Source organism: Kitasatospora sp. NPDC090091 (assembly GCF_044747365.1).
Classification (GTDB): Bacteria; Actinomycetota; Actinomycetes; order Streptomycetales; family Streptomycetaceae; genus Kitasatospora.
On record NZ_JBIVDY010000003.1, the window covers coordinates 388034 to 411324 of the forward strand.

Sequence of the window (23291 nt, forward strand, 5' to 3'; positions counted from 1 at the left end):
CACACCGCCGGTCGTGCCGACGGTGGGTGTGGAGGAGGAGTTCCTGCTGGTCGACCGGCGCACCCGGCTGCCCGTCGAGCGGGCACCCCAGGTGATCGCGGCCGCCGCCGACGTGCTGGGCGACCAGGTCCAGAACGAGTTCTACCCCGTCCAGGTCGAGGTGAGCAGCCGCCCGGCCGAACGGCTCGACGACCTGCGCGCCGACCTCGCCCGCCTGCGCTCGGTCCTCGCGGAGGCCGCCGCCGACGCCGGCTGCCTGCTGGTGGCCTCCGGCACGCCGGTGCTCTCCGGGCCGGGCCCCGGCCGCATCACCGACAGCCCGCGCTACCGGCGGATGGCGGCCCGCTACGCCGGCGTGCTGGACGGCTACGACGGCGCGCTCTGCGGCTGCCACGTGCACCTGGGCACGGAAGGGCGCGGGCAGGCGCTGGCCCTCTGCAACCACCTGCGGCCCTGGCTGCCGGTGGTCCAGGCGCTCGCGGTCAACTCCCCCTTCTCCGCGGGACGCGACAGCGGCTTCGCCAGCTGGCGCACCGTCCAGTGGGCGCGCTGGCCCACCGTCGGTCCGCCCCCGGTCCTGGACGAGGCGCAGTACGAGGCGCTGGCGGACGCCCTGGTGGAGTGCGGGGTACTGCTCGACCGCAGAATGATCTACTGGTACGCGCGGCCCTCCGAGCACGTCCCGACGCTGGAGGTGCGGATCGCCGACGTCAACGCCGACCTGGACACCGTCGTGCTGCTCGCGGGGCTGCTGCGCGGCCTCTCCGCCGTCCTGCTCGGCGAGGTCGGGGCCGGCCGGCCGGCGCCCGACCTGCCCTGCGGCGTGGTCGGTGCCGCCCACTGGCAGGCCGCGCGGACCGGCCTCGCCGGGGACGGGATGGATCCGTGCACCGGCCGGCACGCCCCGATGACCGCGCTCGTCGACCGGCTCCTGGAGCGGGCCGCCCCCGGGCTTGCCGCCGCCGGGGACCTGGCCGCCGTGGAGTCGGCCCTCGCCCGGCTGCGCAGGCTCGGCACCGGCGCCGTCCGCCAGCGGCAAGCCCTGCAACGCCACGGCGGCCGTCTGGCGGCCGTGGTCGACGACCTCGCCGAACTCACCGTCGCGGTGCCGTGACGGAGCCGGACCCTGGGTCCTGGGTCCTGGGTCCTCAGTAGACGTCCCGGACGTAGCGCTTGTCGGCTGCCAGCCGACTGACGTAGGCGGCGGCCGCCTCCTCGGTGAGGCCGCCGTGGGTCCGGGCGATCTCGTGCAGGGCCCGGTCGACGTCCTTGGCCATCCGGGAGGCGTCCCCGCAGACGTAGAAGTGGGCGCCGTTCTGCAGCCAGTCCCAGAGCCGGAGCCCGTGCTCGCGCATCCGGTCCTGGACGTAGACCTTGTTCCGCTGGTCGCGGGAGAACGCGAGGTCGAGGTGGTCCAGGTGTCCCGACGCCCGGAAGTCGGCGAGCTCCTCGCGGTAGTAGAAGTCGGTGGCCTCCCGCTGCTCGCCGAAGAACAGCCAGTTCGGCCCGGAGTGGCCGGCGGCCCGGCGCTCCTCCAGGAAGCCGATGAAGGGCGCGACACCAGTGCCAGGGCCGACCATGATCATCGGTGCTGCCGGGTCGGCCGGGGGCCGGAAGTGCGGGGAGCGCCGGACGAAGACGGGCACCGGCCCGTCGTCCGCGCGGTCCGCGAGGTACGCGGAGCAGACGCCCGTTCTGGTCCGCCCGGAGCCGTTGGGGTAGCGCACCACCGAGACGGTCAGCCGGACCTCGTCCGGGTGGGCGAGCGGGCTCGACGATATCGAGTACAGCCGGGGCTGGAGGCGCTTCATTACGCCGGCCCACTCCTCGGCGCGGGCCCGCACTGGCAGCGAGCCGACGACGTCCACGGCCTGCCGGCCCCAGCTCCACTTCGCCAGCTCGCCCGTGTTGTCGGGGCGCAGCAGCCGCTTGAGCTCGCGGTCGCCGGAGCGCTCGGCCAGGAACCGCAGGAGGTCCGGGGTGATCCTGGCGATCTCCAGGCGGCTCCGCAGGGCCTCGGCGAACGGGACCGCTCCCCCGTCGCCGAGCGCCACGGCGTCGTCCGGGTCGAGCCCGGTGACGGCGAGCCATTCCGCCACGAGCTCGGGGCTGTTGACCGGCCGGACGCCGAGCGCGTCGCCCGCTTCGTAGACCAGGTCGCCGTGGTCGCCGCCGCGGGTGGCGAAGGCGAGCTGCCGGACTTCCTTCGCGGAACCCGGGAGGCTGAGCAGCCGGTTGCCGACCAGCAGGGTGCCGAACGGCGAGGCCTTGGAGTACCCGGAGCCGGTCGTCGGGGCCGTCGGGGCCGTCGGGCGGACGGCGGGGGCGGCAGCGGCCGTGGCCGGCTCCGCGGCCGGGGCCGACCCGGGAGGCGCCGACGAGGGGGCGTCGGCTGCGTGTCCGGCCAGGGCCGTGAGCACCTCGTCGAGCCAGCGGTCGGCCGCCTCCTGGTAGTCGGGCTCGCAGTCGGTCCGGGGGGCGAGCCGGACCGCGCCGAGCTCGCCGAGGCGCTGGTCGAGTCGCCGGCCGTGGCCGCAGAAGTCGTCGTAGCTGGAGTCGCCGAGGGCGAGCACGGCGTAGCGCAGTCCGCCGGCGCCGGGGAGGCCGTCCCCGGTGAGTCGGTCCCAGAACGCCGACCCGTTGTCGGGGGCCTCTCCGTCGCCGAAGGTGCTGGTGATCAGGAGGACCGGCGCCCCGTCGGCGAGCGTTCCGGGCCCGGCCTCGTCCATGCCGAGGACCAGCGGCTGCCAGCCCGCCGCCGCCAGACGGTCCGCGGCCCCGGCGGCGGCCTCCTCGGCGTTGCCGGTCTGGGAGGCCCACAGCACGAGGACCGTGCGGGCCGGTGCGGCCGGCTCCTCGACCGCCACCGGCACGTCGTGGGCCTGGGCGGTCCCGAGCCCGCCCGCCTCGGTGCGCCCGCCCGCCTCGGGTCGCGAGTACGCCTCGGTTCGCCCACCCGCCTCCGTTCGGGAGTACGCCCCGGCCAGGGCGCCGTTGATCCAGCCGGCGTGCTCCGGGTCGAGCGGGACCCGGGCCGGGAGCACGGGCACGGCACCGGCCGGCGGGGGCGCGGACTGCAGTCCGGAGAGGAAGCCGGCGACGTACGTCCGCTCGATGCCGGTCAGCGCGGGCGGTGCGAGGTCGGCGACGCCGAGCAGCCTGGCCACCGCCGCGACCGGCTCCGGAACGCCCGCCTGCTCACCGGCTGGCTCCGGGACTCCCGCCTCGAGCGGCCGCCGCGCCGCCGGGACGGCGGAGTCCGCCGGGGCGGCGGACGCCACCGGCTCGGGTGCCGCCACCGCACGGAGGGCGACGGCGCAGACCTTGAGCTCCGGCTGGAAGGAGATCGGGTCCACCGCGTCGCTGGTGACGGCGTTGATGCTGAGGTACTCGCCGAACAGGTCGTTCCAGTGGAACGGCGCGAAGCAGTCGCCCGGCCGGACGCGGTCGGTGACGACGGCCGGCAGCACCGCGCGGCCTCGCCGGGAGGCGACCTCCAGGTGGTCGCCGTCCGTGACGCCCAGCGCCTCGGCGTCCTGCGGATGGACCTCGACGAAGGGGCCGGGGTCGAGCCGGTTGAGCTTGGCGACCTTGCCGGTCTTGGTGAGGGTGTGCCACTGGTGCTGCAGGCGGCCGGTGTTCAGCACGAACGGGTAGTCGTCGTCCGGCAGTTCGGCGGCCGGCAGGTGCGGCCGGGCGAAGAAGGAGGCGCGGCCGGTGGGCGTCGGGAAGGCCAGCCGCGGCCGGCTGCCGTCCGGCCGCTCCAGCAGGGTCTGGCTGACGCCGTCGTTGAGGTAGCGAATCGGATTGCGGTCCGGACCGTCGGTCCGGGCCGCGGGCCACTGCACGGGGGTCTCGCGGAGCCGCCCGTACGTCACCCCGCGCAGGTCCCAGCCGGTCTTGGGGTTCCACGCGCGCTTGATCTCCTCGAAGACCTCCTCGGCGCTCGCGTAGCCGAAGCCCTCCTCGAAGCCCATCTCGCACGCGATCCGGGCGATGATCTGCCAGTCCGGCAACGCCTGGCCGACCGGCCGGGCGGCGGGCCGGGCCAGGGTGAGGTTGCGCTCCGAGTTGACCAGCACCCCCTCGGACTCCGCCCACATGGCGGCGGGCAGGACCACGTCGGCGTAGGCGTTGGTCTCGGTGTCGGCGAACACGTCCTGGGTGATGACGAGTTCGGCGGCCTCCAGGCCGGCGATGACGGTCTTCCGGTTGGCGACCGAGGCGACCGGGTTGGTGCAGATGATCCAGCAGGCCTTGATCTCGCCCTCGGCCATCCGCTCGAACATGTCCACGGTGCCCCGGCCGGCTTCGGCGCGCAGCGTCCCGGCGGGCAGGCCCCAGAGCTCCTCGACGAAGGCCCGCTCCTCCGGGACCAGCACCGAGCGCTGGCCGGGCAGCCCCGGCCCCATGTAGCCCATCTCCCGGCCGCCCATCGCGTTCGGCTGCCCGGTGAGCGAGAACGGGCCGCTGCCGGGGCGGCAGATGGCGCCGGTGGCCAGGTGCAGGTTGACCAGGGCGTTGGTGTTCCAGGTGCCGTGCGTGGACTGGTTGAGCCCCATCGTCCAGCAGCTCATCCACTCCCCCGCCTCGCCGATCAGGCGGGCGGCCCGGCGGATGTCCTCCTCCGGGAGGCCGGTGGTCGCGGCGACGGCGGCGGGCGGGTAGTCCGCGAGGAAGGCGGGCATCTCGTCCCAGCCGTCGGTGGACTCCGCGATGAACTCCGGATCGGTGTGCCCGTTCTCCACCAACAGGTGCAGCAGCCCGTTGAGCAGGGCGAGGTCCGTGCCGGGCCGGATCTGCAGGAAGAGGTCGGCCTTGTCGGCGGTCGCGGTGCGGCGCGGGTCCACCACGATGAGCTTGGCTCCCGCCTTGACCCGCTCCATCATCCGCAGGAACAGGATCGGGTGGCAGTCGGCCATGTTGGAGCCGATCACGAGGAAGACGTCCGCGTGGTCGAAGTCCTGGTACGAACCGGGCGGGCCGTCCGCCCCCAGCGAGAGCTTGTAGCCGCTGCCCGCACTCGCCATGCAGAGCCGGGAGTTGGACTCGATCTGGTGGGTGCCGACGAAGCCCTTGGCGAGCTTGTTCGCCAAGTACTGGGCCTCCAGCGTCATCTGGCCCGAGACGTAGAACGCCAGCGCGTCCGGACCGTGCTCGTCGAGGACCGCCCGCAGGCGCCGCGCGGTCGCGGAGATCGCCTCGTCGACCTCGGCGGCCACGGCCTCCGCCCCCCGCTCGGTCCGGATCAGCGCGGCCTTCAGCCGGCCGGGGGCCGCCAGCATGTCCGCGGTGGTCGCGCCCTTGGTGCAGAGCCGTCCGGCGTTGGCGGGGTGGCTCCGGTCACCGGACGCCTTGAGGACGGTGCGACGGCCCGTCAGCGGGTCCACCGCGACGTCGAGCAGCATCCCGCAGCCGACGCCGCAGTACGAGCAGACGGTCCGCACGCTCTCGACGGGGTTCGTACCCGGTGCCGTCACCAATGCTCCCTCCCAGGTAGCGATCCTCGTCGCCGGCCCCGGGCCCCTGCGGACCCGCGCTGCCCGACGGTGGGGAGTCCCACCGTCTGCACCGTAGGAAGACGGCGTTACCGGAAGATCACGAAGGCCCGCCCCGAACGTAAACCCCGCCGCACGGCCCAACTCTCCGGCCGTGAGTGACTGCAGGTGCCCACGCTACCGGGACGGGCCCGCGGGGGAACCGGGGCGTGCACGGATCCGGGCGAACCGGGCCGGCTCGCTGTCCCTACCGGCGGTGGCCGTGCGCGCATGCCGGAGCCGCACCGACCAGCACCGGTCGGAGCGGCCCGGTCGTTCGGGCGCTCTCGTGTGCAGGCGGCCCGGTCGTTCGGGCGCTCCGGTCGTTGCCGTTCGGGCGCTCCGGCGTACGTGGCTCAGCCGGCCCACCGCAGGACGGCGCCGACGCCGCCGGGCGGGCCGGCGGCCGCCTCGGGCACCAGCAGGGCCTCCGCGCCCGCCGCCGTGGCGGCGCGCAGGAGCGCGTCGGCGGCGGGGGCCAGTTCGGGGTGGCCGACGCCCATGGCGCGCACGTCGGCGCGCTGGACGCCGATGTGCTCGGGGCCCGGGCCGACCCACACCGGGCGCTCCGGGTCTCCGCCGCCCTCCTGGACGAGCAGCGCCGCGAGCTGGTGCTGCCGGGCCGCGCTCACCACGGCGGGGACGCCCTGGGCCGCCGCGCCCGGCGCGGTCTCGGTGCCGGCGCCGTCGGTGGCGTGCTCGCCGGGACGGCCCAGACCCGCTCGGAAGGCCCCCAGTACCTCGTCGAGGTGGCCGGCCCGGTGGTCGGCCCAGGCCTGCCGGATCTGCCGGTCGAAGGCGGCGCGGTCGATGCCCGCGGCCCGGCCTCCGCCATCGACCTCGACGGTGGCCTCCCGGAGCTGCTGCGGCAGACGGTCGTGGACGGCCCGGCGCTCACGGGCTCCGCCGGCCAGGACCAGCAGGTCGGCGCCGCTCCCGGGCCAGACCCGGGCCAGATGGTCGGCGATGACCGCGGCCGTCCGGTCCCAGGCGTCCTCGACCCGGTGGCGGTAGTGCCACTCGTAGCGGTCCGCGGGCGGCGCGCGGTGGCCCCGGCCCTGCCACTGCTCCCCGTCCACGGCACCGGCCGGCTGCATCCGGCCGAGGTCGTACCGCTCCAGCTCCGCGCCGGTCCGGTCGACGGACGCGACCAGGCAGCGTGGCAGGGCGTCGTCCAGCAGGCCGAGCAGCGGCGCGGTGTGCGGGAGCGGCGCCCAGGTGGCGGCCACGTCCGGCGGCGACACCGCGAGCGGCACGTCGAGCGCCACGTCGCCGTCCGCGGCGAACAGCGCCCGCCCCGGCGGGGAGTCCGCAGCCGGTTCGGCGGCGAGCGTGTCACGGACGGCCGCGCAGGTGCGTTCGTCCGCGCCGGCGCCGGCCAGCCGGTGCACGGCGGAGCGGTCGATCAGGGCCCGGCGCTGGGCAGCGTCCTCCGTGGCGCGGGAGGTGTCGAGGTAGACCGACGCCCAGGGGCCGGTCCGGTCGAGCAGCGGGGTCAGGAAGGTGAGGTCCATGGCGGCCTCCCGAATCGGTGGCTCTCCCAGGCGCCTACCCGCCCGGGGAAGGGGAACACTCCGCTCGTCCGGCCGGTCCGGGAATGGCCGGGCAGCGGCAGAACCCCGGCACGGCGCTCCGCAGCTCCGGGGTGCGTCAGGACTTGGACTTCCGGGTGCGTCAGGACTTGTCCGGGGCGTCACCCGGGGGCAACCGCAGCTCGCACCAGACCGCCTTGCCCGGGCCCAGCGGGCGCCAACCCCACTGCAGGGCGAGGCAGCCGAGCAGGAAGAGACCGAGCCCGCCCGGGGCCTCGGCGCCGCGCGGACGACGGGGCCGCGGCGGTCTGGAGCTGGAGTCACTCACCTCGATCCGCAGGAGGCCTGGACGGCGGACCAGCAGCAGCCAGCCCGGTTGTCCGGCGTGGCGGATGGCGTTGCCGACGAGTTCGGACACCAGGAGCACGGCGTCGGCGACCACCGACGGATCGGCCACGTCGGCCAGGAAGTCGACGGTCACGGACCGGGCGTCGGCCACCACGCCCGCCCGGTCGGACAGCGGCAACCACCGGGCGCGTGGCCCCGCGAGGGAGCGCGGCACAGCGGGCAGCCGGGCCCGAGCCATGTGACCGCACCTCCCTCGCACCCTCCGGTGTCGTGGTGCTCGTGCTCCTCGCGGCCTCGTCCGTCACGTCAGCTCCCGAGGATCATCCTCTTCGTCCCGGCACCGGCCACGCTCACCTGACCGCGCCTACCCGGACGGACCCGCTCCTAACGCCGCGCCTACAGGAGCAGCGCCGCGACCCGGGCCTCCGGCGGTTTGCGGCCGTACCTCCAGGGAAGACGCGCGGGCAGCCATGGCGGCGATCCGGAGGGAGGACGTCATGACCATCCCAACACCCCCTGATCCGGACACGGAGCCGATCCCCCACCCCTATCCCGCGCCGCGGCCCGGCGAAGGACCGGACCCGATTCCACCGCCGATCCCCCCGTTCCCCGATCCCGACCCGGCACCACCGCCGGAACCGCACCCGGGGCCGCGGTGACGGGCGGCTGAAGCCTGCCCGCTTGGCGGCGCCCTCCGTCGTCGGCGCTGCCGTCAATTCGGACGGACTTGGTGGTCGAGCGGGGACGGAACCTCCAGCCAGACCAGTTTCCCGCCGCCCTCGGGCAGCGAGCCCCACGCCCGGGCGAGCCGGTCCACCACCCGCAGGCCGTGCCCGCCGGGCCGGGCCGGGTCGCTGTGCACGAGCAGGCGCGGCGGCACCGGGCTGGCATCCGCGACCTCCACCCGCAGCCGGACGCCGTCCCAGTACAGGCGCAGCTCCCGCGGGCCGCCCGGGGCATGCAGGCAGGCGTTGGTGACCAGCTCGGAGACCATCAGCAGGACGTCCTCCGTGACGGCGCGCTGCTCCTCGTCGGTCGCGGGCAGCCAGTGCCAGAGGAGCAGCGCCGCCCGGCTGAAGTCCCGGCAGCGCAGCACCGCACCCTCGCTGCCGGCGAGGACGAGGCACCTGGTCTGCTCCGTACCGGCCGTTCGCGCGTCCTTCTCGGGCCACCTCATATCTGGGCCCCCTCACGCCTCGTCGGCGGACGCAGGGGGCGGCCGGCCTTCGTCCCCCGGTCCGGCGCCCGGGCCCGGCGCCTTCAGCGCCGTCCCACGGTCGGGGTGGATCCGGATCACGCTGTCGACCCCGGTGATCGCGAACAGCCTGGCCACGGCCGGCTGCAGGTCCGCCACCTCCAGGCTCAGCCCGGCCGCCTCGGCATCGAGTCGTGCCCGCAGGAGGAGGTTCAGCCCTGTGGAGTCACAGAACCGCAGGTCACCGAAGTCGACCAGGATCCGCTTGATCCCGTTGTCCACGAGCCGGGCGAGCGCCGTCCGCAGCTCCCCCGCCGTGTCGTGGTCCAGTTCGCCCGCCACGGTGACGATCCGCACCGCCCCGTCCCGGCCCACCGCCACCCGCAGCCTGGAATGGACCTCCTCGCCCCCGATGGGCTCCTCGGCTGGCCGTGGCATGGCGGGCTCCCGGTCCGGTCGGTAAGAAGACGTGCCGTCCCGCCCATGATGCCGCGCGGCGCGCCCGGGTGCGCGCACGGGGTCCGTCGGGGCGGCCTCCGGGGCGGCCGGCCACGACACGTGCTCGTCCTCCATGCCCCGCGTTTGCCCGACTCCGGCGCGGCTACACGTACCGGCACGGCCGCACGACGGCCACGGGTACCGGGGAGGAGGAGGCGGCCACCATGACGACACCCGACACCGGGCGGAACGCCCGCGGCCGCCGGCCCCGGACCGGCCGCCGGGAGTCGGCGGAGGAACGGGCCGACCGGCGCTGGGGCGACCTGCTCCAGGAGGTCCGCGTCGCCCAGACCGGCTCCCAGGTCCTCTTCGGGTTCCTGCTGAGCGTCGTCTTCATGCCCCGTTTCACGCAGCTGAGCGCCTTCGACCGCGGACTGTACGTGAGCACCGTCGTCCTCGGGGCGCTCGCCACGGGTGCGCTGACCGCGCCGGTCGCCTACCACCGGATCTTCGCCGGGCACCTGCTCAAGCCTCAACTCGTCGACTCCGCTGCCAGGCTGGTCGCCATCGGCCTGGTCCTGCTGGCCCTGACGATCGGCTCGGCCGTGCTGCTCCTGTTGCGGGTGGCGACCGGGTCGGCGCTCGCGGGCTGGATCGCGGGGGGCGTCGGGCTCTGGTTCGCGACCTGCTGGCTGATCCTGCCGGTCCAGAAGCTGCGACGTCACAACGGCCACTGCACACGGCCTCCCCACGAGACATACCTCACCCTCGGGCAGGCCCCGCCGCACGGCGGAGAGCCGGTCCGGAAATGACGGAACCCGACCACCCGATCATCGGACGTTCCGGTGCCGCCGTCCGGCGAACGGGTGGTCCGGCACGGTGATCCCGCGCGTGGCGGCGGCGCTCGCGTTCGGCGTGCTGACGGCGCTGGTCGGCGCCGTCATGTGCTGGCAGCAGCGGCACCTGAAGCGGATGCCGGCGTTCTCCACGGTCGGACACGTGGGCCTGTTCCGCCGCCGCGCTCCGCCGCGACCCCCGGCGCGGCACCGGCGGGCTGTACCGGGCGACCGTCCTGCCCCTGCGCCGGCTGCACTCGGGGCTCCTGGGCGACTACGTGGCCTGGCTGGCGGTGGGCACGGCCGTCCTGTTGGTGGCCCTCGCCGCGCAGCTGTGACCGACCGCCCGTGGAGCGCGTCGCGACACGGAGCGCCGCCGGGCGGCTGAGAACGCGTATCCGGGGTAGACGCTCGGCGTCGAAGCAGCCCGGCCCGACCCCGGGAGGAGACGATGGCCGCCGAGGACGCCCTGGAGCACTACCACCGCCGACGCGACTTCTCCCGGACCGCCGAACCACGCGGCGAGCGGGGAGCCCCGTCCCGGGACGGGCCCAGGTTCGTGGTGCAGATCCACGACGCGCGCACCATGCACTTCGACTTCCGGCTGGAGGCCGACGGCGTGCTGAAGTCCTGGGCCGTCCCCAGGGGCCCCTCCACCGATCCGCACGACAAGCGCCTGGCCACCCCGACCGAGGACCATCCGCTGGAGTACCGCACCTTCGAGGGCGTCATCCCGCACGGCGAGTACGGCGCCGGCACCGTGATCGTCTGGGACGAGGGCACCTACCGCAATCTGACCACCGACCGTGACGGCCGGCCCGTGCCGTTCACCGAGGCACTCGCCGACGGGCACGCCTCGTTCCACCTCGACGGGCACAAACTGCACGGCGGCTACTCGCTCACCCGGATCCGCGCCCGCGCCAACGGCAGCGACCGGGAGGCCTGGCTGCTGGTCAAGCACGCCGACACCCGCGCGGCGGCCGGCGGCACACCCGACCCGTACCGGGCCCGCTCGGCCCGGACCGGCCACACCCTGCGCCAGGTCGCCGCCGGCGCCCGCCCGGAGTGACCCCGCCATGACCGCCACCACCAGCGTCAAGGATCGAGCGCCATGAGCAGCGCCGCGGACAGCGCGAACCCGGGTGGATTCCAGGCCTTCGTCGACGCCCTGGACTACCCGGTCCACATCGTCACCACCGCCGTCGACGGCGAGCGGGCCGGCTGCCTGGTCGGGTTCGCCGGCCAGTGCTCGATCCACCCCGCCCGCTTCGTGGTCTGGATCTCCAAGGCCAATCACACGCACCGGGTGGCGGCCCGGGCCCGGTTCGTCGCGGTCCACCTGGTGCCGCCCGGGCACGGCCTCGCCGAGCTCTTCGGTTCCGCCACCGGCGACGAGGTGGACAAGTTCGCCACCGCCGCATGGATCCCGGGGCCGGGCGGCGTACCGCTGCTGTCCGGTGTGCCGGCCTGGTTCGTCGGCCAGGTCCTCGACCGTGCCGACTGGGGCGACCACACCGGGTTCCTGCTCGATCCGATCACCGCCCGCAACGACCCGGCGCACGCGACGGCGCTCACCTACCGCGACGTCCGCGGCGTCGAGCCCGGTCACCCGGCCTGAGGCGACGGCGTCCGGCGGCCGGCCCGGTCAGCGGCCGCCCTTCCCGCCGGCCCTACCGCTGTCGCCGGCCCTTCCGCCGTCGCCGGTCCCGGAGGAGTCGCCCGTGGACTCGTCCTCGTCGACGAAGTCGACCTCGACCCGCTGTTCGGGGCGGCGCTGCTCCTGCTGGGCGATCGCCTCCAGGACCTCCTCGTCCGGGCCGGTGAGCGGAGGCTGGAGCAGGCTCCGGGGCCACAGCCGACGGGCCACGACCACATTGGTCTCGGCCGCGTAGACCGTCACCTGCGCGGTGAGATAGAGCCAGAACAGCAGGCCGATCACCGTCGCGAAGAACCCGTAGATCTGCGAGGCGTGGCGCAGTTGATGGCTGACCAGGAGAGCGCCGAAAGCCTGGAGCAGGGTGAAGACCGGCCCCGCGGCAAGGCAGCCGGGCCACAGTCCGCGGCTCGGGACCTCGCCCGGCGTCAGGATGCGGAAGCACGTGAAGCAGAGCGCCGTGTTGATCACCACCGAGAGCAGCAGGGAGCCGACGCGGGCCGCCGTCCCCCCGAGTGTGGTGCCGGTGAGGGTCGCCGCGCCGGTGGCCAGGACCAGGCCGGTGCCGAGCGTCGCGAACAGGAGCAGGGCTCGGGCCAGGCGACCCCAGTAGCCGGGACGGCGCGTGCCCGGCACGTTCCACACCTCGGCCATCGTGTGCTGGAGGACCTGGGCCACGCCGAGGACACCGTAGAGCAGTCCGAGCAGGGCGACGATCAGGGCGATCCCGCTCCCCTCGACGGAGTGGACGTTCTGCCGGAGCTGGCTGCCGATGATCGGGAAGTCGGCGAGCGCGGAGTCCACCACCGCCTGCTGGGCAGACGGATTGCCGTGCAGGACGAAGCCGAGGACGGTACTGAGCAGGAGCAGCAGCGGGATCAGGGCGAGAAAGGCGTAGTACGTGATCAGGGCGGCCAGCAGGCCTCCCCGGTCGTCCCCGTACTTCTTGATCACGCCGATGACGAGGGCCGGGAAGGTGCGGCGCTGCTGGGCGCGGTCGAAGGACCGCAGGACGCGTTCGACGGGGTTCATCCGGGCCTCCGGAGGAAGAACGCCGGGACGGGGCGCCGGGGAGCCCGAGCGCTGGTCCGGCGTCCGGGCTCGTCTGCCTCTTCCTTGTCGGGGCTCGCCACGGGGACGGGCTGCCGTGCGTGTGACCGGGACGGGCTCCGTTCAAACCTCCCGCAGGAACGCCCGGTCGCTTCGCAGGTTCCCGGCCCGGTCCGTGCGGGCACGGTGGTCCTTCCCGTGTCTTTCGTCCCGTGGCGCCGTTTGCTGCGGTCGCGGCCGGGTAGGCAGCACGGCCACACACAGGGGCCCGCCGCGACGGGCCAGTACGACCCACGGGTGACGACCATGAACAACGCCAAACTCGCCATAGCTGTTGGCGGGGGCTACCTCCTCGGGCGCTTGCACAAGGCCCGGTGGGCACTGGCCCTGGCCGGAATGGCCGCAGGCAAACGACTCAGTACCAATCCGGGAGTGCTCCTCGGCCAGCTCGTCGACGCCTCCCCCCAGCTCCGCGAGCTGGCCGGGAGCGTCCAGGGGGAGCTCGCCGAGGCGGGCAAGAAGGCCGCGGTCACCGCCGCGAGCCACCAGGTGGGCGCGCTGACCGACCGGTTGAAGCAGCGCACGAAGGACCTGCGCGCGGGCACCGAGCGCCTCGGAGAAGAGCCCGAGGAGGAACCCGAGGACGCATTCGACGAGGAGCCCGAGGAGGAACGCGAGGAGCCCGACGAGGAGCCGCAGGAGGAGCCGCAGGAGGAGCCGAAGAAGCGTACGCGGGCGTCCTCGTCCTCCGCCGGGGCGGCCAAGTCCAAGTCGGCGGGCACCCGGTCCACCCGGGCGAGCGCCGGCAAGAAGGCCGCTTCCGCGAAGGGCGCCGCCTCCACCAAGGCCGACGCCGCGAAGCGCACGACCAAGGCTCCCGCACGCAAGACGGCCACGGCTCGCAAGACGGCGGCCGGCAAGGCACCCGCCCGCAAGGCCGCCTCCTCCGCGTCGTCCGCACGGAAGTCCGCCGGTAGCACGGCGAAGAAGACGACAGCGCGTGCCACCGCACGCGGACGGAGTTGAGGACGATGGCAAGGCAGGACGAGGACCGCGGCGGCAGCGCACTGGTCGACGTTCTGGAGAAGCTGCCCACCGAGCAGCTGCTCGACCAGACCCGCGAGCTGGCCGTTGCCGCGGGCGAACGCGCGGTCGCGGTCGCCACCAATAAGGTGGGCGACCTCACCGAGCGGCTGCTCGACTACGTCGAGAACGGCGGCCCCGGCCTCTTCGGAGGCGGTGGGACGCCGGTGCGGACGATGCTCGGCGCCGGGCTCGCCGGCGCCCGGCACCTGGTCACCAACAGCCTGACCGGTGGCGGCAAAGGCGGCGGCAAGGGTGGTGGCAAGGGCGGGAAGCTCAAGGTCACCAACATCGTGGAGGAGATCGAGGTCGGCGTCCCCGTCCGGGTCGCCTACAACCAGTGGACGCAGTTCCAGGACTTCCCCCGCTTCACGAAGCGGCTGGAGAGTGTGGAGCAGGAGTCCGACCAGAAGATCGCCTGGAAGGCCGGCATCTTCCTGTCGCACCGCACCTGGGAGTCGACGATCGTCGAGCAGGTGCCCGACGAGCTGATCGTCTGGCGTTCCAAGGGTGCGAAGGGCCACGTCGACGGCTCGGTCACCTTCCACGAGCTGGCCCCGAACCTCACCAAGATCCTGCTGTGCCTGGAGTACCACCCGCAGGGCCTGTTCGAACGGACCGGCAACCTGTGGCGTGCCCAGGGCCGCCGGACCCGGCTGGAACTCAAGCACTTCCGGCGGCATGTGATGACCCGCACGATCCTGGACCAGGACGGCGTGGAGGGCTGGCGCGGCGAGATCCGCGACGGCGACGTCGTGAAGACGCACGAGGACGCCCTCGAAGAGGAGGAGCAGGCGGACGAGGAGCAGCCCGAGTCCCCGGAGGACGGGGAACCCGACGACGGCGAGGAGGACGACCGCGCGGCCGACGACGAGGCGGAGGACTACGACGACGAGGCGGAGGAGGACTACGACGACGAGCCCTACGACGAGGACCGCCCCGTGGAGTCCTACGACGAGGACGAGGAGGAGTACGACGAGGGCGACGAGTACGACGACGAGGGCTACGCGGACGAGCAGGACGAGCAGAACGAACGCCCCGCCCGCCGTAGGCAACTCGCGCGGAGCAGGTAGTCGGAGGAGCGGGACGGGCACAGGCCGCGGAGCGGCCCGACCTGAGGAGGAGCCCTCATGACCGATCCCTCGTGGGGCGGACCGTACCCGCCGGCCCGCCGTCCCCCGGACGCCCCGCAGCCGGCGAACCTCGCCGATCTGCTGGAGCGCGTGCTGGACAAGGGCATCGTGATCGCCGGGGACATCCGGGTGGATCTTCTGGACATCGAGCTGCTCACCATTCGGATCCGCCTGCTGGTGGCATCCGTGGACCGGGCCCGCGAGATGGGCATCGACTGGTGGGAGCACGATCCGAGCCTCTCCTCCGGGGCCCGTGACCTGGCCGCCGAGAACCGCCGGCTGCGCCGTCGGATCGGCGAGCTGCAGGCGGCGGACGGCGGCGGGCCGGACGGCGGGCCGGCCGAGGATCTCCCGGCGGAAGAACCCCGGGACCGCTCAGCGGCACCCCGACGAACGGCTTCGGCCGCCCCGCGGCGGACCCGTAGCGCCCCCGCCGGGCCGGCCGAGAAACGAACCCGGGGAGCCGACCCGCCATGACCCCGACCCCCAGCACCGACGCCACCTGGCTGTACGCGGTGGCTCCCGGCGGCGTCGCCGTGCCCGCCGGCCTCACCGGGGTGGCCGGCGAGCTGCCGCACACCGTCACCGTTCCCGGCCTCGCCGCGGTCGTCGGAGCCGTTCCCCGGGCCGACTTCGACGAGGAGCCGCTGCGCGCCCGGCTGGGCGACGCGTCCTGGCTCGAACCGGCCGTGCTCCGCCACCACCACGTCGTCGAGGTGCTGAGCAGCACGTCGGCGACGCTGCCCGCGCGCTTCGCCACCCTCCACCGGGACGACCGGCGGACCGCCGTGGTACTGCGCGAACACCGGGTGGAGCTGCTCGACGCCCTGCGGCGGATCACCGGACGCGCCGAGTGGGGGGTCAAGGCCCACCTCGGCACCACGGAGGCCCCGGACGAGCCCGCGGCCGGCGGTGCCGACCAGGAGCGCCCCGGCACCGCGTACCTGCTGCGGCGCCGCGACCGGCGCCGCGACCGGGAGGCGGAGCTGCAGCGCGGCTACGAGGCCGCCGAGGCCGTGCACCGCGTGCTGGCCGAAGCCGCGGACGAGGCGGTCTCCCACCCCCCGCAGCCCGCGGAGGCGTCGGCCGGACGCGGGCCGGCCGTGCTCAACGGGGCCTACCTGGTCGACGGCGAACGGCGGGCCGCGTTCGAGGCCGCGCTCGACGACTGCGCCGGGCGGTTTCCCGGGCTCCGCCTGGAGTTGAGCGGCCCGTGGCCGCCGTACTCCTTCGCCGGCCCGCCCGGAGCCTGGAGCCGGCCGTGATCCCGCCGCCGCCACCGGCCGGCCGGTCCGTCGTCCGCAACGAGAACGTGGCCCTGGTCGACCTGCTCGACCGCGTGCTGGCCGGCGGCGTGGTGATCGCCGGCGAGATCACCCTCTCGATCGCCGACGTCGACCTGGTGCGGATCAGCCTGCGGGCCCTGATCTCCTCCGTCCGGGCGGCCGCCCGCCCCGCGGAACCGGACCGGGAGCCGTCGTGACCGCGCCGCGCCGCCGGGGCCGCGAACCGTCCACCACCCGCGGCGACCGCTCGGTGGCCCGCCGGGTGGCGGTCGACCCCGAGGGCGTCGGCCGGGACCTGGCCTGCCTGGTGCTCACCGTGGTCGAGCTGCTCCGCGAACTCATGGAGCGCCAGGCGATCCGGCGGGTGGACGAGGGCGGGCTCGACGAGGAGCAGGTCGAGGCGATCGGGCTCACCCTGATGGCGCTGGAGGAGCGGATGGCCGAGCTGCGCGACCACTTCGGCCTCGAACCCGGCGACCTCAACCTCGATCTCGGCCCCCTGGGCCCGCTGCTGGCACCGGAGCATCCGGGCTGAGTCGGGTGTGTGAATTCCGCCGTCCGGGGCAGACGCTCGGGACGGAAAGGCAGTCCCGAAGTGGGAGGAGTCCGCAGTGAGCACCGCCAAGAAGATGCGCAACATGGGCGAGAAGGCCAAGGGCAAGGCCCAGGAGACCACCGGCCGAGCGATCGGCGACCCGGTCGCGACCGCGAGCGGCAAGGGCAAACAGATCAAGAGCGACCTGAAGCAGGCCGGCGAGAAGGTCAAGGACGCGACCAAGCACTGAACCCCTCGCCCCCGCCCGCCGGCCGTCACGGCCGGCGGGCGGTTTCGCGGTTTCGGAGGCTTCGAGAGGCTTCGGGTACCGTCCGGCTTCCGGCCTCAGCGCGCGGGCCCGCCGCCCGGGCCGGGCCCGGCGTCCGGTGCGGGGAGGGTAGGCGCGGCCCGGGGCACAGCAGCAGCGGCCGGTGCCATCGTGGCCGGAGCGGGCGCCGACGGGGCGGGCGCCGCCGCTGCGCCTTGGACCACCGCCGGGGTGGCGGCCGGGGCCCGGCCGGGCAGGGCCAGGCGGGCGACGACCGCACCGAGGAGGCAGACGCCCGCGCCGACCAGGCAGGCGAGGTGGAAGGCGTCCATGAAGGAGGTCTGGACGGCCGCCAGCAGGTCCCCTCGGCCGAGGGAGGCCGCCGTGCCGAGCGCGGAGGCGACCGAGCCCTCGGCCGCGTCGGCGGTGTGGGACGGCAGGGCGGCGAAGGGGCCGTCGGCGAGCCGGCTCGCGTAGAGGGAGGTGAAGACGGAGCCGAGCACCGCGACGCCGAGCGTGCCGCCGGCCTCACGGGTGGCGTCGTTGACCGCCGAGCCGACACCCGCCTTGGCCGGTGGCAGCACGCTCAGGATCGACTCGGTGGCCGGGGCGGTGGTGAGCCCGAGGCCCAGGCCGAGCAGCACCATCTGGCCGACGACCTGCGGGTACGGGGCGAAGGTCGACGAGGCGGCGATCCACGCGAACGAGGTGCCGAGCAGGGCGAGGCCGGCCGTGACCACGGCGCGGGTGCCCACCCTGGTCGCCAGGGCGACGCCGCCGAGCGAGCCGAGCGCGATGGTCAGCGCGACCGGCAGCACGCGGACGCCGGTGGAGAGCGTGCCGTAGCCGCGGATGAACTGGAAGTACTGGGTCACCAGGAAGATGAACCCGAAGAGGGCGAAGAAGGCGAGGGTGACCGAGCCGCTGGCGGCCGAGAAGGCCGGGGTGCGGAAGAGCGTCACGTCGATCATCGGATGGGCCCGGCCCCGCTCGATGACGATGAACGCGGCGGTGAGCGCGACCGCTGCCGCGAAGCCCGCCACCGTCGCCGGGGCGCCCCAGCCGCGGCTGGGCGCCTCGATGATCGTGTAGACCAGGACGCCGACGGCGGCCGAGGACGTCACCAGCCCGGGGACGTCCAGCCGCGCCGAGCTCGGGCTGCTCGACTCGGGCACCCAGGCCCAGGCCGCCACCAGGGCGACGAGGGTCACCGGCACCAGGGCGAGGAAGACCGAGGGCCAGCCGAAGTGGGCGAGCAGCAGGCCGCCGGCGACCGGGCCCACCGCGACGCCGAGTCCGGTGACGGCACCCCACACCCCGACCGCCTTCGCGCGGGAGCGGCGGTCGGGGAAGGTGTTGCTGATCACCGACAGGGTGGTCGGGAAGATGGCCGCCGCGCACGCGCCCATCGCGAAGCGCACCGCCACCAGCGCGGCGGGCGAACCGACAGCGGCGCCCACCGCGCTGGTGGCGGCGAAGCCGGCCAGCCCCAGCAGCAGGGCGGGCCGGCGGCCGAACCGGTCGCCGAGCGAGCCCGCCGTCAGCACCAGCGCGGCGAAGGCCAGGTTGTAACCGTCGACGACCCACTGCAGGTCACGGGTGGTGGCGTCGAGCTGCCGGCTCAGGTCGGGCAGTGCGACGTTGACGATCGTCGTGTCCAGGTTGATCGCGAACGCCGCCAGGCAGACCGTGGCCAGGACGAGAAGGCGTCGGCGAGGGGTGAGGGCGGGCATGAGGGGCTCCATCCGCCAGGCATGTTGACAGTGGGAACATGCTGTGGTTGACACGCTTCCACCCGAAGTGGACACTGTCAACACACGGTAGGAAATGCGGTGAAACCTTGGAGAATCGGACATATCACCACGGCAACCTCCGCGCGGCCCTGGTCACCGCCGGCGTCGCCCTCGCCCGCACGGGCGGGCCGGACGCGGTCGTGCTGCGCGCCGCGAGCCGCGAGGCGGGCGTCTCCCACAACGCCGCCTACCGGCACTTCGCCAACCACGAGGACCTGCTCGCCGCCGTCGCCGCCCGCTGCATGGAGCAGCTCGGCCGACTGATGCTCGAACGCACCGCCGAGGCCACCGCGGCCGAACCCGAGGCCGGACCCGACGCCCGCGCCTGGGCCCGGCTCGAAGCCATCGGCCGCGCCTACGTCGACTTCGCCCTCGCCGAGCACGGCTGGTTCCGCACCGCCTTCTGCGGCGCCGCCCCCGACCCCGAGCGCCTCCCCCCGGCGCGCCCCGAGCCAGGCACCGACCCGTACCTTCTTCTCTCCGCCCGGCTCGACGAACTCGTCGACACCGGCGCCCTCCCGCCCGAGCGGCGGCCCGGTGCGGAGTACGCCGCCTGGTCCGCCGTCCACGGGCTCGCCCACCTGCTCACCGACGGGCCGCTGCACGACCTGCCCCCCGAGGAGGTCCGGCGCGCCGTGGACACCGTCCTCGCGAGCATCGCCCGCGGCCTCTGACCGGGCAGCCGGCGCCCTGCCGAGCGGTGCGTCCGCGCCGTCCGGAGCCGATCCTGCCGGGCCGGCGCACACAGTCGGCCGGGCCCGCCTTGTTCTTGAATGATCATTCATGTACGTTGTCCGCATGCCACGACCGCGGGAGTTCGAACCGGAGCAGGTCCTGGAGGCAGCCATGCGGCGCTTCTGGGAGCGCGGCTATCGGGCCACGTCCATCGAGGACCTGGTGAAGGCCACCGGAGTCAAACCGGGGAGCATCTACAGCGCCTTCCCCGGCGGCAAGCGCACGCTGTTCCTGAAGTCGCTGGAGCGCTACTCCAAGCTCGTCGTACCGCAGAAGCTCGGCGAGCTGGACGCCCCCGGCGCCTCGGTGGCCGAGGTCCGCGGCTACTTCGACGGACTGGTCCGCGACCTGCTGAGCCCCGAGGGTCGACAGGGCTGCCTGCTCGTCAACACCGCGATCGAGAACGCCGCCGAGGACGACGAGGCAGCCGCGGTGGTGCGCGGCCACCTGGCCCGACTGGAGCACTGCATGACGCGCGCGCTGGAGACCGCGGCGCGGCGCGGCGAGGTGCGGACCGGGCTGGACCCGGCCGGCGCCGCCCGGCTGCTGGTCGCCACCGCCCAGGGGCTGATGGTCGTGGGGAAGGCCAACCCGGACGAGGCGGTACTGCGGGCCATCGTCGACAACGCCTTCACCAGCCTGGCCTGACCCCGCACCCACCACCGCAGACCTCAGCACCGACCCGGTCGACCGGGCCCTCGGCCCGATCGTCGACCCCTGCGGCCGCCCCACCCCGTGGCGGCCGCTTCTTCGGCCCAATAGATGAATCACCATTCAAGAACGGAGACCGATCATGCGCGCCATCGTCATCTCGACCTACGGCGACCCCGAGGTGCTCACCCTCACAGAGCTCCCCGACCCCCGACCCGCCGACGGCGAAGTACTGGTGCGGGTTCGGGCGTTCGGCCTCAACCACGCCGAGACCTACATGCGCAGCGGCGCCTGGGGCGCGGTCGCCCCGGTCACCGGGATCGAGTGCGCCGGCACCGTCGAACACGACCCCAGTGGACGGCTCGCCCCCGGGACGGCGGTGGTCGCCCTCCTCGGCGGTATGGGCCGCACGCGCAACGGCAGCTACGCCGAGCTCGTCACCGTCCCCGCGAGCAACGTGGTGCCGGTCCGCACCTCGCTGCCGTGGTCGGACCTGGCCGCCGTCCCCGAGGTCTACGCCACCGCGTGGAGCGCCCTGCACGGCAACCTCGCCCTGCGCCCCGGCGAGACGCTCCTGGTCCGCGGGGCGACGTCCTCGCTGGGCCAGGCCGCCGTCAACCTGGCGCGCGAGCACGGCGCGACGGTCGTCGCCACCACCCGCGACGCGGGACGGGCCGACCTGCTGCGGGAGATCGGGGCGTCGGAGGTGCTGGTCGACGACGGCCGGCTGGCGCCACAGGTCGGGGCCCGGGGGATCGCGGTGGACGCGGTCCTGGACATCGTCGGCAACAGCGTGCTGCGAGACTCCCTGACGGTGGTGCGCCCCCGCGGGCGGGTCTGCCAGCTCGGGTTCCTCGGCGGGCTCGACCCGGTCCAGGACTTCGCTCCGCTCACCGACCTGCCCTCCGGCGTCCAACTGAGTTTCTTCGGTAGCGCGTTCGTCCTGGGCACGGAGGAGTTCCCGCTCTCCGCGGTGCCGTTCGACGCGATCCTGGCGAAGGTCGCGGACGGCACCCACCGGGCGCGTCCCGTGCGGGTGTTCGGGTTCGACGAGATCATCGAGGCACACCGATTGATGGCCTCCGGCACGGCGCTGGGCAAGCTGGTGGTGACCGTGGACTGAGCACCGCCCCGGCGCGTCCGCCCCCGCCGGTCATCCGGACGCGGCGCCGGCTCCGGTCACCGAAGCCGTGAACTCGGCGAGCCCGGCGCGCAGTTCCTCGCGGGGCACGCCCTGCTCGCCGGCCAGGTACCCGATCAGGTCGGCCCGGGTGGCGGCGAGCAGGGCGTGCGCGGCAAAGTCCGCCGGGCCGGCGCCGGCCCGCCCGGGCAGCTGCTCCAGGAGGTCCCGGAGCAGGGCGTGCCACTGCGCGTAGTGCTCGGTGCGGTAGGGGCTGTCCGCGCCGTCCTGCTCCAGGGCCAGCGCGAGGTGACGGTTGTCCAGCTTGAAGCAGAGCAGCGCGTCGAGCAGGGCCGGCACCCGCACCGGTGGCGGGGTGCCGGGCCCCAGCGGCGGCGGGCCCTCCGCGACCGCCGTCGCGAGCGGTTCGAGCCGCGCGGCGTACAGCGCGCGGATCAGCCCCGTGCGGTCGCCGAAGGCGCGGAAGAGCGTCCCCTTCCCCACCCCGGCCGCCGCCGCGATGTCGGCCATGGTGACCTCCTCGGGGCACGCGCAGTCGGTGAAGAGGGCGTCGGCGGCCGCGAAGACGGCCTCCCGGTTGCGGGTCGCGTCCTTCCGCGGCTTGCGCTCGGTCATGGGGCACCTCCGGTTGCGATACGGACCGGCGGTCCGTATCGTTCGAGAAGCGGACCGCTGGTCCGCATCTTACGGGGCGGAGGACCCCCATGCCCGAACACGCCTCCCCTGCGGAGCTCTACCGCCACAGCCTGCGCCTGCTCCTGGCCAAGGACATCCCCGGCTGGGTCGGCCTGTGGGCCGAGCACGGCGTCATGGAGTTCCCCTTCGCACCCCCGGGCCGGCCCCGGCGGCTGGAGGGGCGCGCGGCCGTCGCCGACTACATGCGCGACTACCCCGACCACATCGACCTGCACGACTTCCCCGACCTGCGGATCCACGAGACCACCGACCACGCGACCATCGTGGTCGAGATGCGCGGTGTGGGCCGCGTGGTGGCGACCGGCGCCCCCTTCGACATGACGTACATCGCCGTGGTCACCGTCGAGGACGGCCGCTTCACCTCCTACCGCGACTACTGGAACCCGCTCGCCGTCCAGCAGCCCGGCCTGGACTTCACCGGGAGCAGCACGCGATGACCGACACCACCGACTCCCCCGCCGGCACCGCCCCGGCTGCCACCGCCCTGGTGGTCGGGGCCACCGGGACCACCGGCCGCCGCACCGCCGCCGGGCTGGTCGCCGCCGGGTGCCGCGTCCGGGCCGCCGGCCGGAACGCGACCCCGCTCCCGGGCACCGAGCCGGTCCGCTTCGACTGGTACGACCCCGCCACCCACGCCGGCGCCCTCGACGGCGCCGACCGCGTCTACCTCGTCCCGCCGGTCGGCGATCCGGACCCGGCCGCGGTCATGCTGCCGTTCCTGCAGCGGGCCCGCACCGCCGGCGTGCGGCGCGCGGTGCTGCTCAGCTCCTCGGCCGTCCCCGAAGGGGGCCCCGCGGTGGGCCTGGTCCACGCGGCGCTGCCCGGCCTGTTCGACGCCTGGGCGGTGCTGCGGCCGTCCTGGTTCATGCAGAACTTCACCGGCACGCACGCCCACGCCGAGAGCGTCCGCTCCCACGGCACCTTCCTGACCGCCGCCGGGGACGGCCGGATCGGGTTCGTCGATGCGGAGGACATCGCCGCCGTCGCGGTCCGGGCACTGCTCGACGACCGGGCACCCGACACCGACCTGGTGCTGACCGGGCCGCAGGCGCTCAGCCACGACGAGATCGCCGCCGTGCTCACCGAGGTCACCGGCCGCCCGGTCGCCCACCACCGCCTGTCGTACGCGCAGTTGCGGGACCGCCTGGCCGGGCAGGTGGCACCGGAGTTCGCCGCGATGCTGGCCGGCATGGACCTCGCCATCGCCGAGGGCGCCGAGGACCGCACCACCGACACCGTCCTCCGCCTCACCGGCCGCCCGCCGACGGGCTTTCGCGCCGTCGCCGAACGGGAGTTGGCCGCCCGCAGCTGACCCGGTCGGCGGGCCCGGTCGGCGGGCCCGCCGTCCGCCTCGGCCCGCGGAGGGGGACGGCGGCGTGA

At 74.6% G+C, this 23291-nt stretch carries 24 protein-coding genes and 1 pseudogene; 17 read left to right on the forward strand and 8 right to left on the reverse strand.

Annotation, left to right across the window (positions count from 1 at the left end):
* Positions 1–13 precede the first annotated feature (13 nt).
* A complete protein-coding gene (locus ACIPSC_RS07275; protein ID WP_400823904.1) occupies positions 14–1114 on the forward strand; it encodes a glutamate--cysteine ligase in 1101 nt (366 codons plus the stop codon).
* A 34-nt stretch (positions 1115–1148) separates the two neighbouring features.
* On the opposite strand, the gene ACIPSC_RS07280 is transcribed toward ACIPSC_RS07275, so the two are convergent.
* From ACIPSC_RS07280 to ACIPSC_RS07300, 5 genes are all read right to left on the reverse strand, one after another.
* A complete protein-coding gene (locus ACIPSC_RS07280) occupies positions 1149–5408 on the reverse strand; it encodes a molybdopterin-dependent oxidoreductase (RefSeq protein WP_400824097.1) in 4260 nt (1419 codons plus the stop codon).
* A 485-nt stretch (positions 5409–5893) separates the two neighbouring features.
* The gene (locus tag ACIPSC_RS07285; RefSeq protein WP_400823906.1) at positions 5894–7051 is read right to left on the reverse strand and encodes a hypothetical protein; all 1158 of its coding nucleotides are present in this window, start codon (positions 7049–7051) and stop codon (positions 5894–5896) included.
* Positions 7052–7211: 160 nt separating this feature from the next.
* Positions 7212–7655 carry an ATP-binding protein gene (locus tag ACIPSC_RS07290; RefSeq protein WP_400823908.1) on the reverse strand — a complete coding sequence of 148 codons (444 nt, stop codon included), beginning with the start codon at positions 7653–7655 and terminating at the stop codon, positions 7212–7214.
* Positions 7656–8129: 474 nt separating this feature from the next.
* Entirely contained in the window at positions 8130–8594 is a 465-nt protein-coding gene (locus tag ACIPSC_RS07295) for an ATP-binding protein (protein WP_400823910.1), read from the reverse strand.
* 12 nt (positions 8595–8606) lie between these two features.
* Positions 8607–9050 (reverse strand): STAS domain-containing protein, encoded by a 444-nt coding sequence (locus ACIPSC_RS07300; protein WP_400823912.1) that lies wholly within the window; start codon positions 9048–9050, stop codon positions 8607–8609.
* Between the two features lie 224 nt (positions 9051–9274).
* On the opposite strand from ACIPSC_RS07300, the gene ACIPSC_RS07305 reads away from it, so the two are divergent.
* From ACIPSC_RS07305 to ACIPSC_RS07320, 4 genes and pseudogenes are all read left to right on the forward strand, one after another.
* The gene (locus ACIPSC_RS07305; protein ID WP_400823914.1) at positions 9275–9862 is read left to right on the forward strand and encodes a DUF6328 family protein; all 588 of its coding nucleotides are present in this window, start codon (positions 9275–9277) and stop codon (positions 9860–9862) included.
* A gap of 85 nt (positions 9863–9947) precedes the next feature.
* Positions 9948–10061, forward strand: a pseudogene (locus ACIPSC_RS07310) (proton-conducting transporter membrane subunit); the annotation flags it as partial.
* Positions 10062–10337: 276 nt separating this feature from the next.
* Positions 10338–10955 (forward strand): DNA polymerase ligase N-terminal domain-containing protein, encoded by a 618-nt coding sequence (locus tag ACIPSC_RS07315; RefSeq protein WP_400823916.1) that lies wholly within the window; start codon positions 10338–10340, stop codon positions 10953–10955.
* Between the two features lie 42 nt (positions 10956–10997).
* Positions 10998–11504, forward strand: coding sequence for a flavin reductase family protein (locus ACIPSC_RS07320; protein ID WP_400823919.1), 507 nt, complete (start codon positions 10998–11000; stop codon positions 11502–11504).
* A 27-nt stretch (positions 11505–11531) separates the two neighbouring features.
* Here ACIPSC_RS07320 and ACIPSC_RS07325 read toward each other — a convergent pair whose 3' ends face one another.
* Positions 11532–12572, reverse strand: coding sequence for a YihY/virulence factor BrkB family protein (locus tag ACIPSC_RS07325; protein WP_400823921.1), 1041 nt, complete (start codon positions 12570–12572; stop codon positions 11532–11534).
* A gap of 315 nt (positions 12573–12887) precedes the next feature.
* Here ACIPSC_RS07325 and ACIPSC_RS07330 point away from each other — a divergent pair, with 315 nt between their 5' ends.
* The 7 genes from ACIPSC_RS07330 to ACIPSC_RS07360 all read left to right on the forward strand — a co-directional run bounded on the left by ACIPSC_RS07330 (position 12888) and on the right by ACIPSC_RS07360 (position 16877).
* Positions 12888–13616: a histone protein gene (locus ACIPSC_RS07330; RefSeq protein WP_400823923.1), complete on the forward strand. Its 729-nt coding sequence runs from the start codon at positions 12888–12890 to the stop codon at positions 13614–13616.
* Positions 13617–13621: 5 nt separating this feature from the next.
* Positions 13622–14746, forward strand: coding sequence for an SRPBCC family protein (locus ACIPSC_RS07335; protein ID WP_400823925.1), 1125 nt, complete (start codon positions 13622–13624; stop codon positions 14744–14746).
* A gap of 57 nt (positions 14747–14803) precedes the next feature.
* Positions 14804–15283 (forward strand): gas vesicle protein, encoded by a 480-nt coding sequence (locus ACIPSC_RS07340; protein ID WP_400823927.1) that lies wholly within the window; start codon positions 14804–14806, stop codon positions 15281–15283.
* Positions 15280–16071, forward strand: coding sequence for a GvpL/GvpF family gas vesicle protein (locus tag ACIPSC_RS07345; RefSeq protein ID WP_400823929.1), 792 nt, complete (start codon positions 15280–15282; stop codon positions 16069–16071). The genes ACIPSC_RS07340 and ACIPSC_RS07345 overlap by 4 nt, the downstream gene beginning before the upstream one ends.
* Entirely contained in the window at positions 16068–16289 is a 222-nt protein-coding gene (locus ACIPSC_RS07350) for a gas vesicle protein (protein WP_400823931.1), read from the forward strand. Before ACIPSC_RS07345 ends, ACIPSC_RS07350 begins: the two co-directional genes overlap by 4 nt.
* 53 nt (positions 16290–16342) lie before the next feature.
* A complete protein-coding gene (locus ACIPSC_RS07355; protein ID WP_400824098.1) occupies positions 16343–16627 on the forward strand; it encodes a gas vesicle protein K in 285 nt (94 codons plus the stop codon).
* Between the two features lie 76 nt (positions 16628–16703).
* The gene (locus ACIPSC_RS07360; protein WP_400823933.1) at positions 16704–16877 is read left to right on the forward strand and encodes a CsbD family protein; all 174 of its coding nucleotides are present in this window, start codon (positions 16704–16706) and stop codon (positions 16875–16877) included.
* 95 nt (positions 16878–16972) lie between these two features.
* On the opposite strand, the gene ACIPSC_RS07365 is transcribed toward ACIPSC_RS07360, so the two are convergent.
* Entirely contained in the window at positions 16973–18628 is a 1656-nt protein-coding gene (locus ACIPSC_RS07365; protein ID WP_400823935.1) for an MFS transporter, read from the reverse strand.
* A 107-nt stretch (positions 18629–18735) separates the two neighbouring features.
* On the opposite strand from ACIPSC_RS07365, the gene ACIPSC_RS07370 reads away from it, so the two are divergent.
* The 3 genes from ACIPSC_RS07370 to ACIPSC_RS07380 all read left to right on the forward strand — a co-directional run bounded on the left by ACIPSC_RS07370 (position 18736) and on the right by ACIPSC_RS07380 (position 21197).
* Positions 18736–19362, forward strand: a complete 627-nt coding sequence (locus ACIPSC_RS07370; RefSeq protein ID WP_400823937.1) for a TetR/AcrR family transcriptional regulator — start codon at positions 18736–18738, stop codon at positions 19360–19362.
* 124 nt (positions 19363–19486) lie between these two features.
* Positions 19487–20071: a TetR/AcrR family transcriptional regulator gene (locus tag ACIPSC_RS07375; RefSeq protein WP_400823940.1), complete on the forward strand. Its 585-nt coding sequence runs from the start codon at positions 19487–19489 to the stop codon at positions 20069–20071.
* 145 nt (positions 20072–20216) lie between these two features.
* Complete coding sequence (locus ACIPSC_RS07380; protein ID WP_400823942.1) at positions 20217–21197, forward strand: zinc-binding dehydrogenase; 981 nt, start codon at positions 20217–20219, stop codon at positions 21195–21197.
* A 30-nt stretch (positions 21198–21227) separates the two neighbouring features.
* On the opposite strand, the gene ACIPSC_RS07385 is transcribed toward ACIPSC_RS07380, so the two are convergent.
* Complete coding sequence (locus ACIPSC_RS07385) at positions 21228–21830, reverse strand: TetR/AcrR family transcriptional regulator (protein WP_400823944.1); 603 nt, start codon at positions 21828–21830, stop codon at positions 21228–21230.
* Positions 21831–21919: 89 nt separating this feature from the next.
* On the opposite strand from ACIPSC_RS07385, the gene ACIPSC_RS07390 reads away from it, so the two are divergent.
* Together ACIPSC_RS07390 and ACIPSC_RS07395 are read left to right on the forward strand one after the other, a co-directional pair.
* Positions 21920–22348, forward strand: a complete 429-nt coding sequence (locus ACIPSC_RS07390; RefSeq protein WP_400823946.1) for a nuclear transport factor 2 family protein — start codon at positions 21920–21922, stop codon at positions 22346–22348.
* On the forward strand, positions 22345–23223 hold the full coding sequence (locus ACIPSC_RS07395) for an NAD(P)H-binding protein (RefSeq protein WP_400823949.1): 879 nt from the start codon (positions 22345–22347) through the stop codon (positions 23221–23223). The genes ACIPSC_RS07390 and ACIPSC_RS07395 overlap by 4 nt, the downstream gene beginning before the upstream one ends.
* Positions 23224–23291 lie beyond the last annotated feature (68 nt).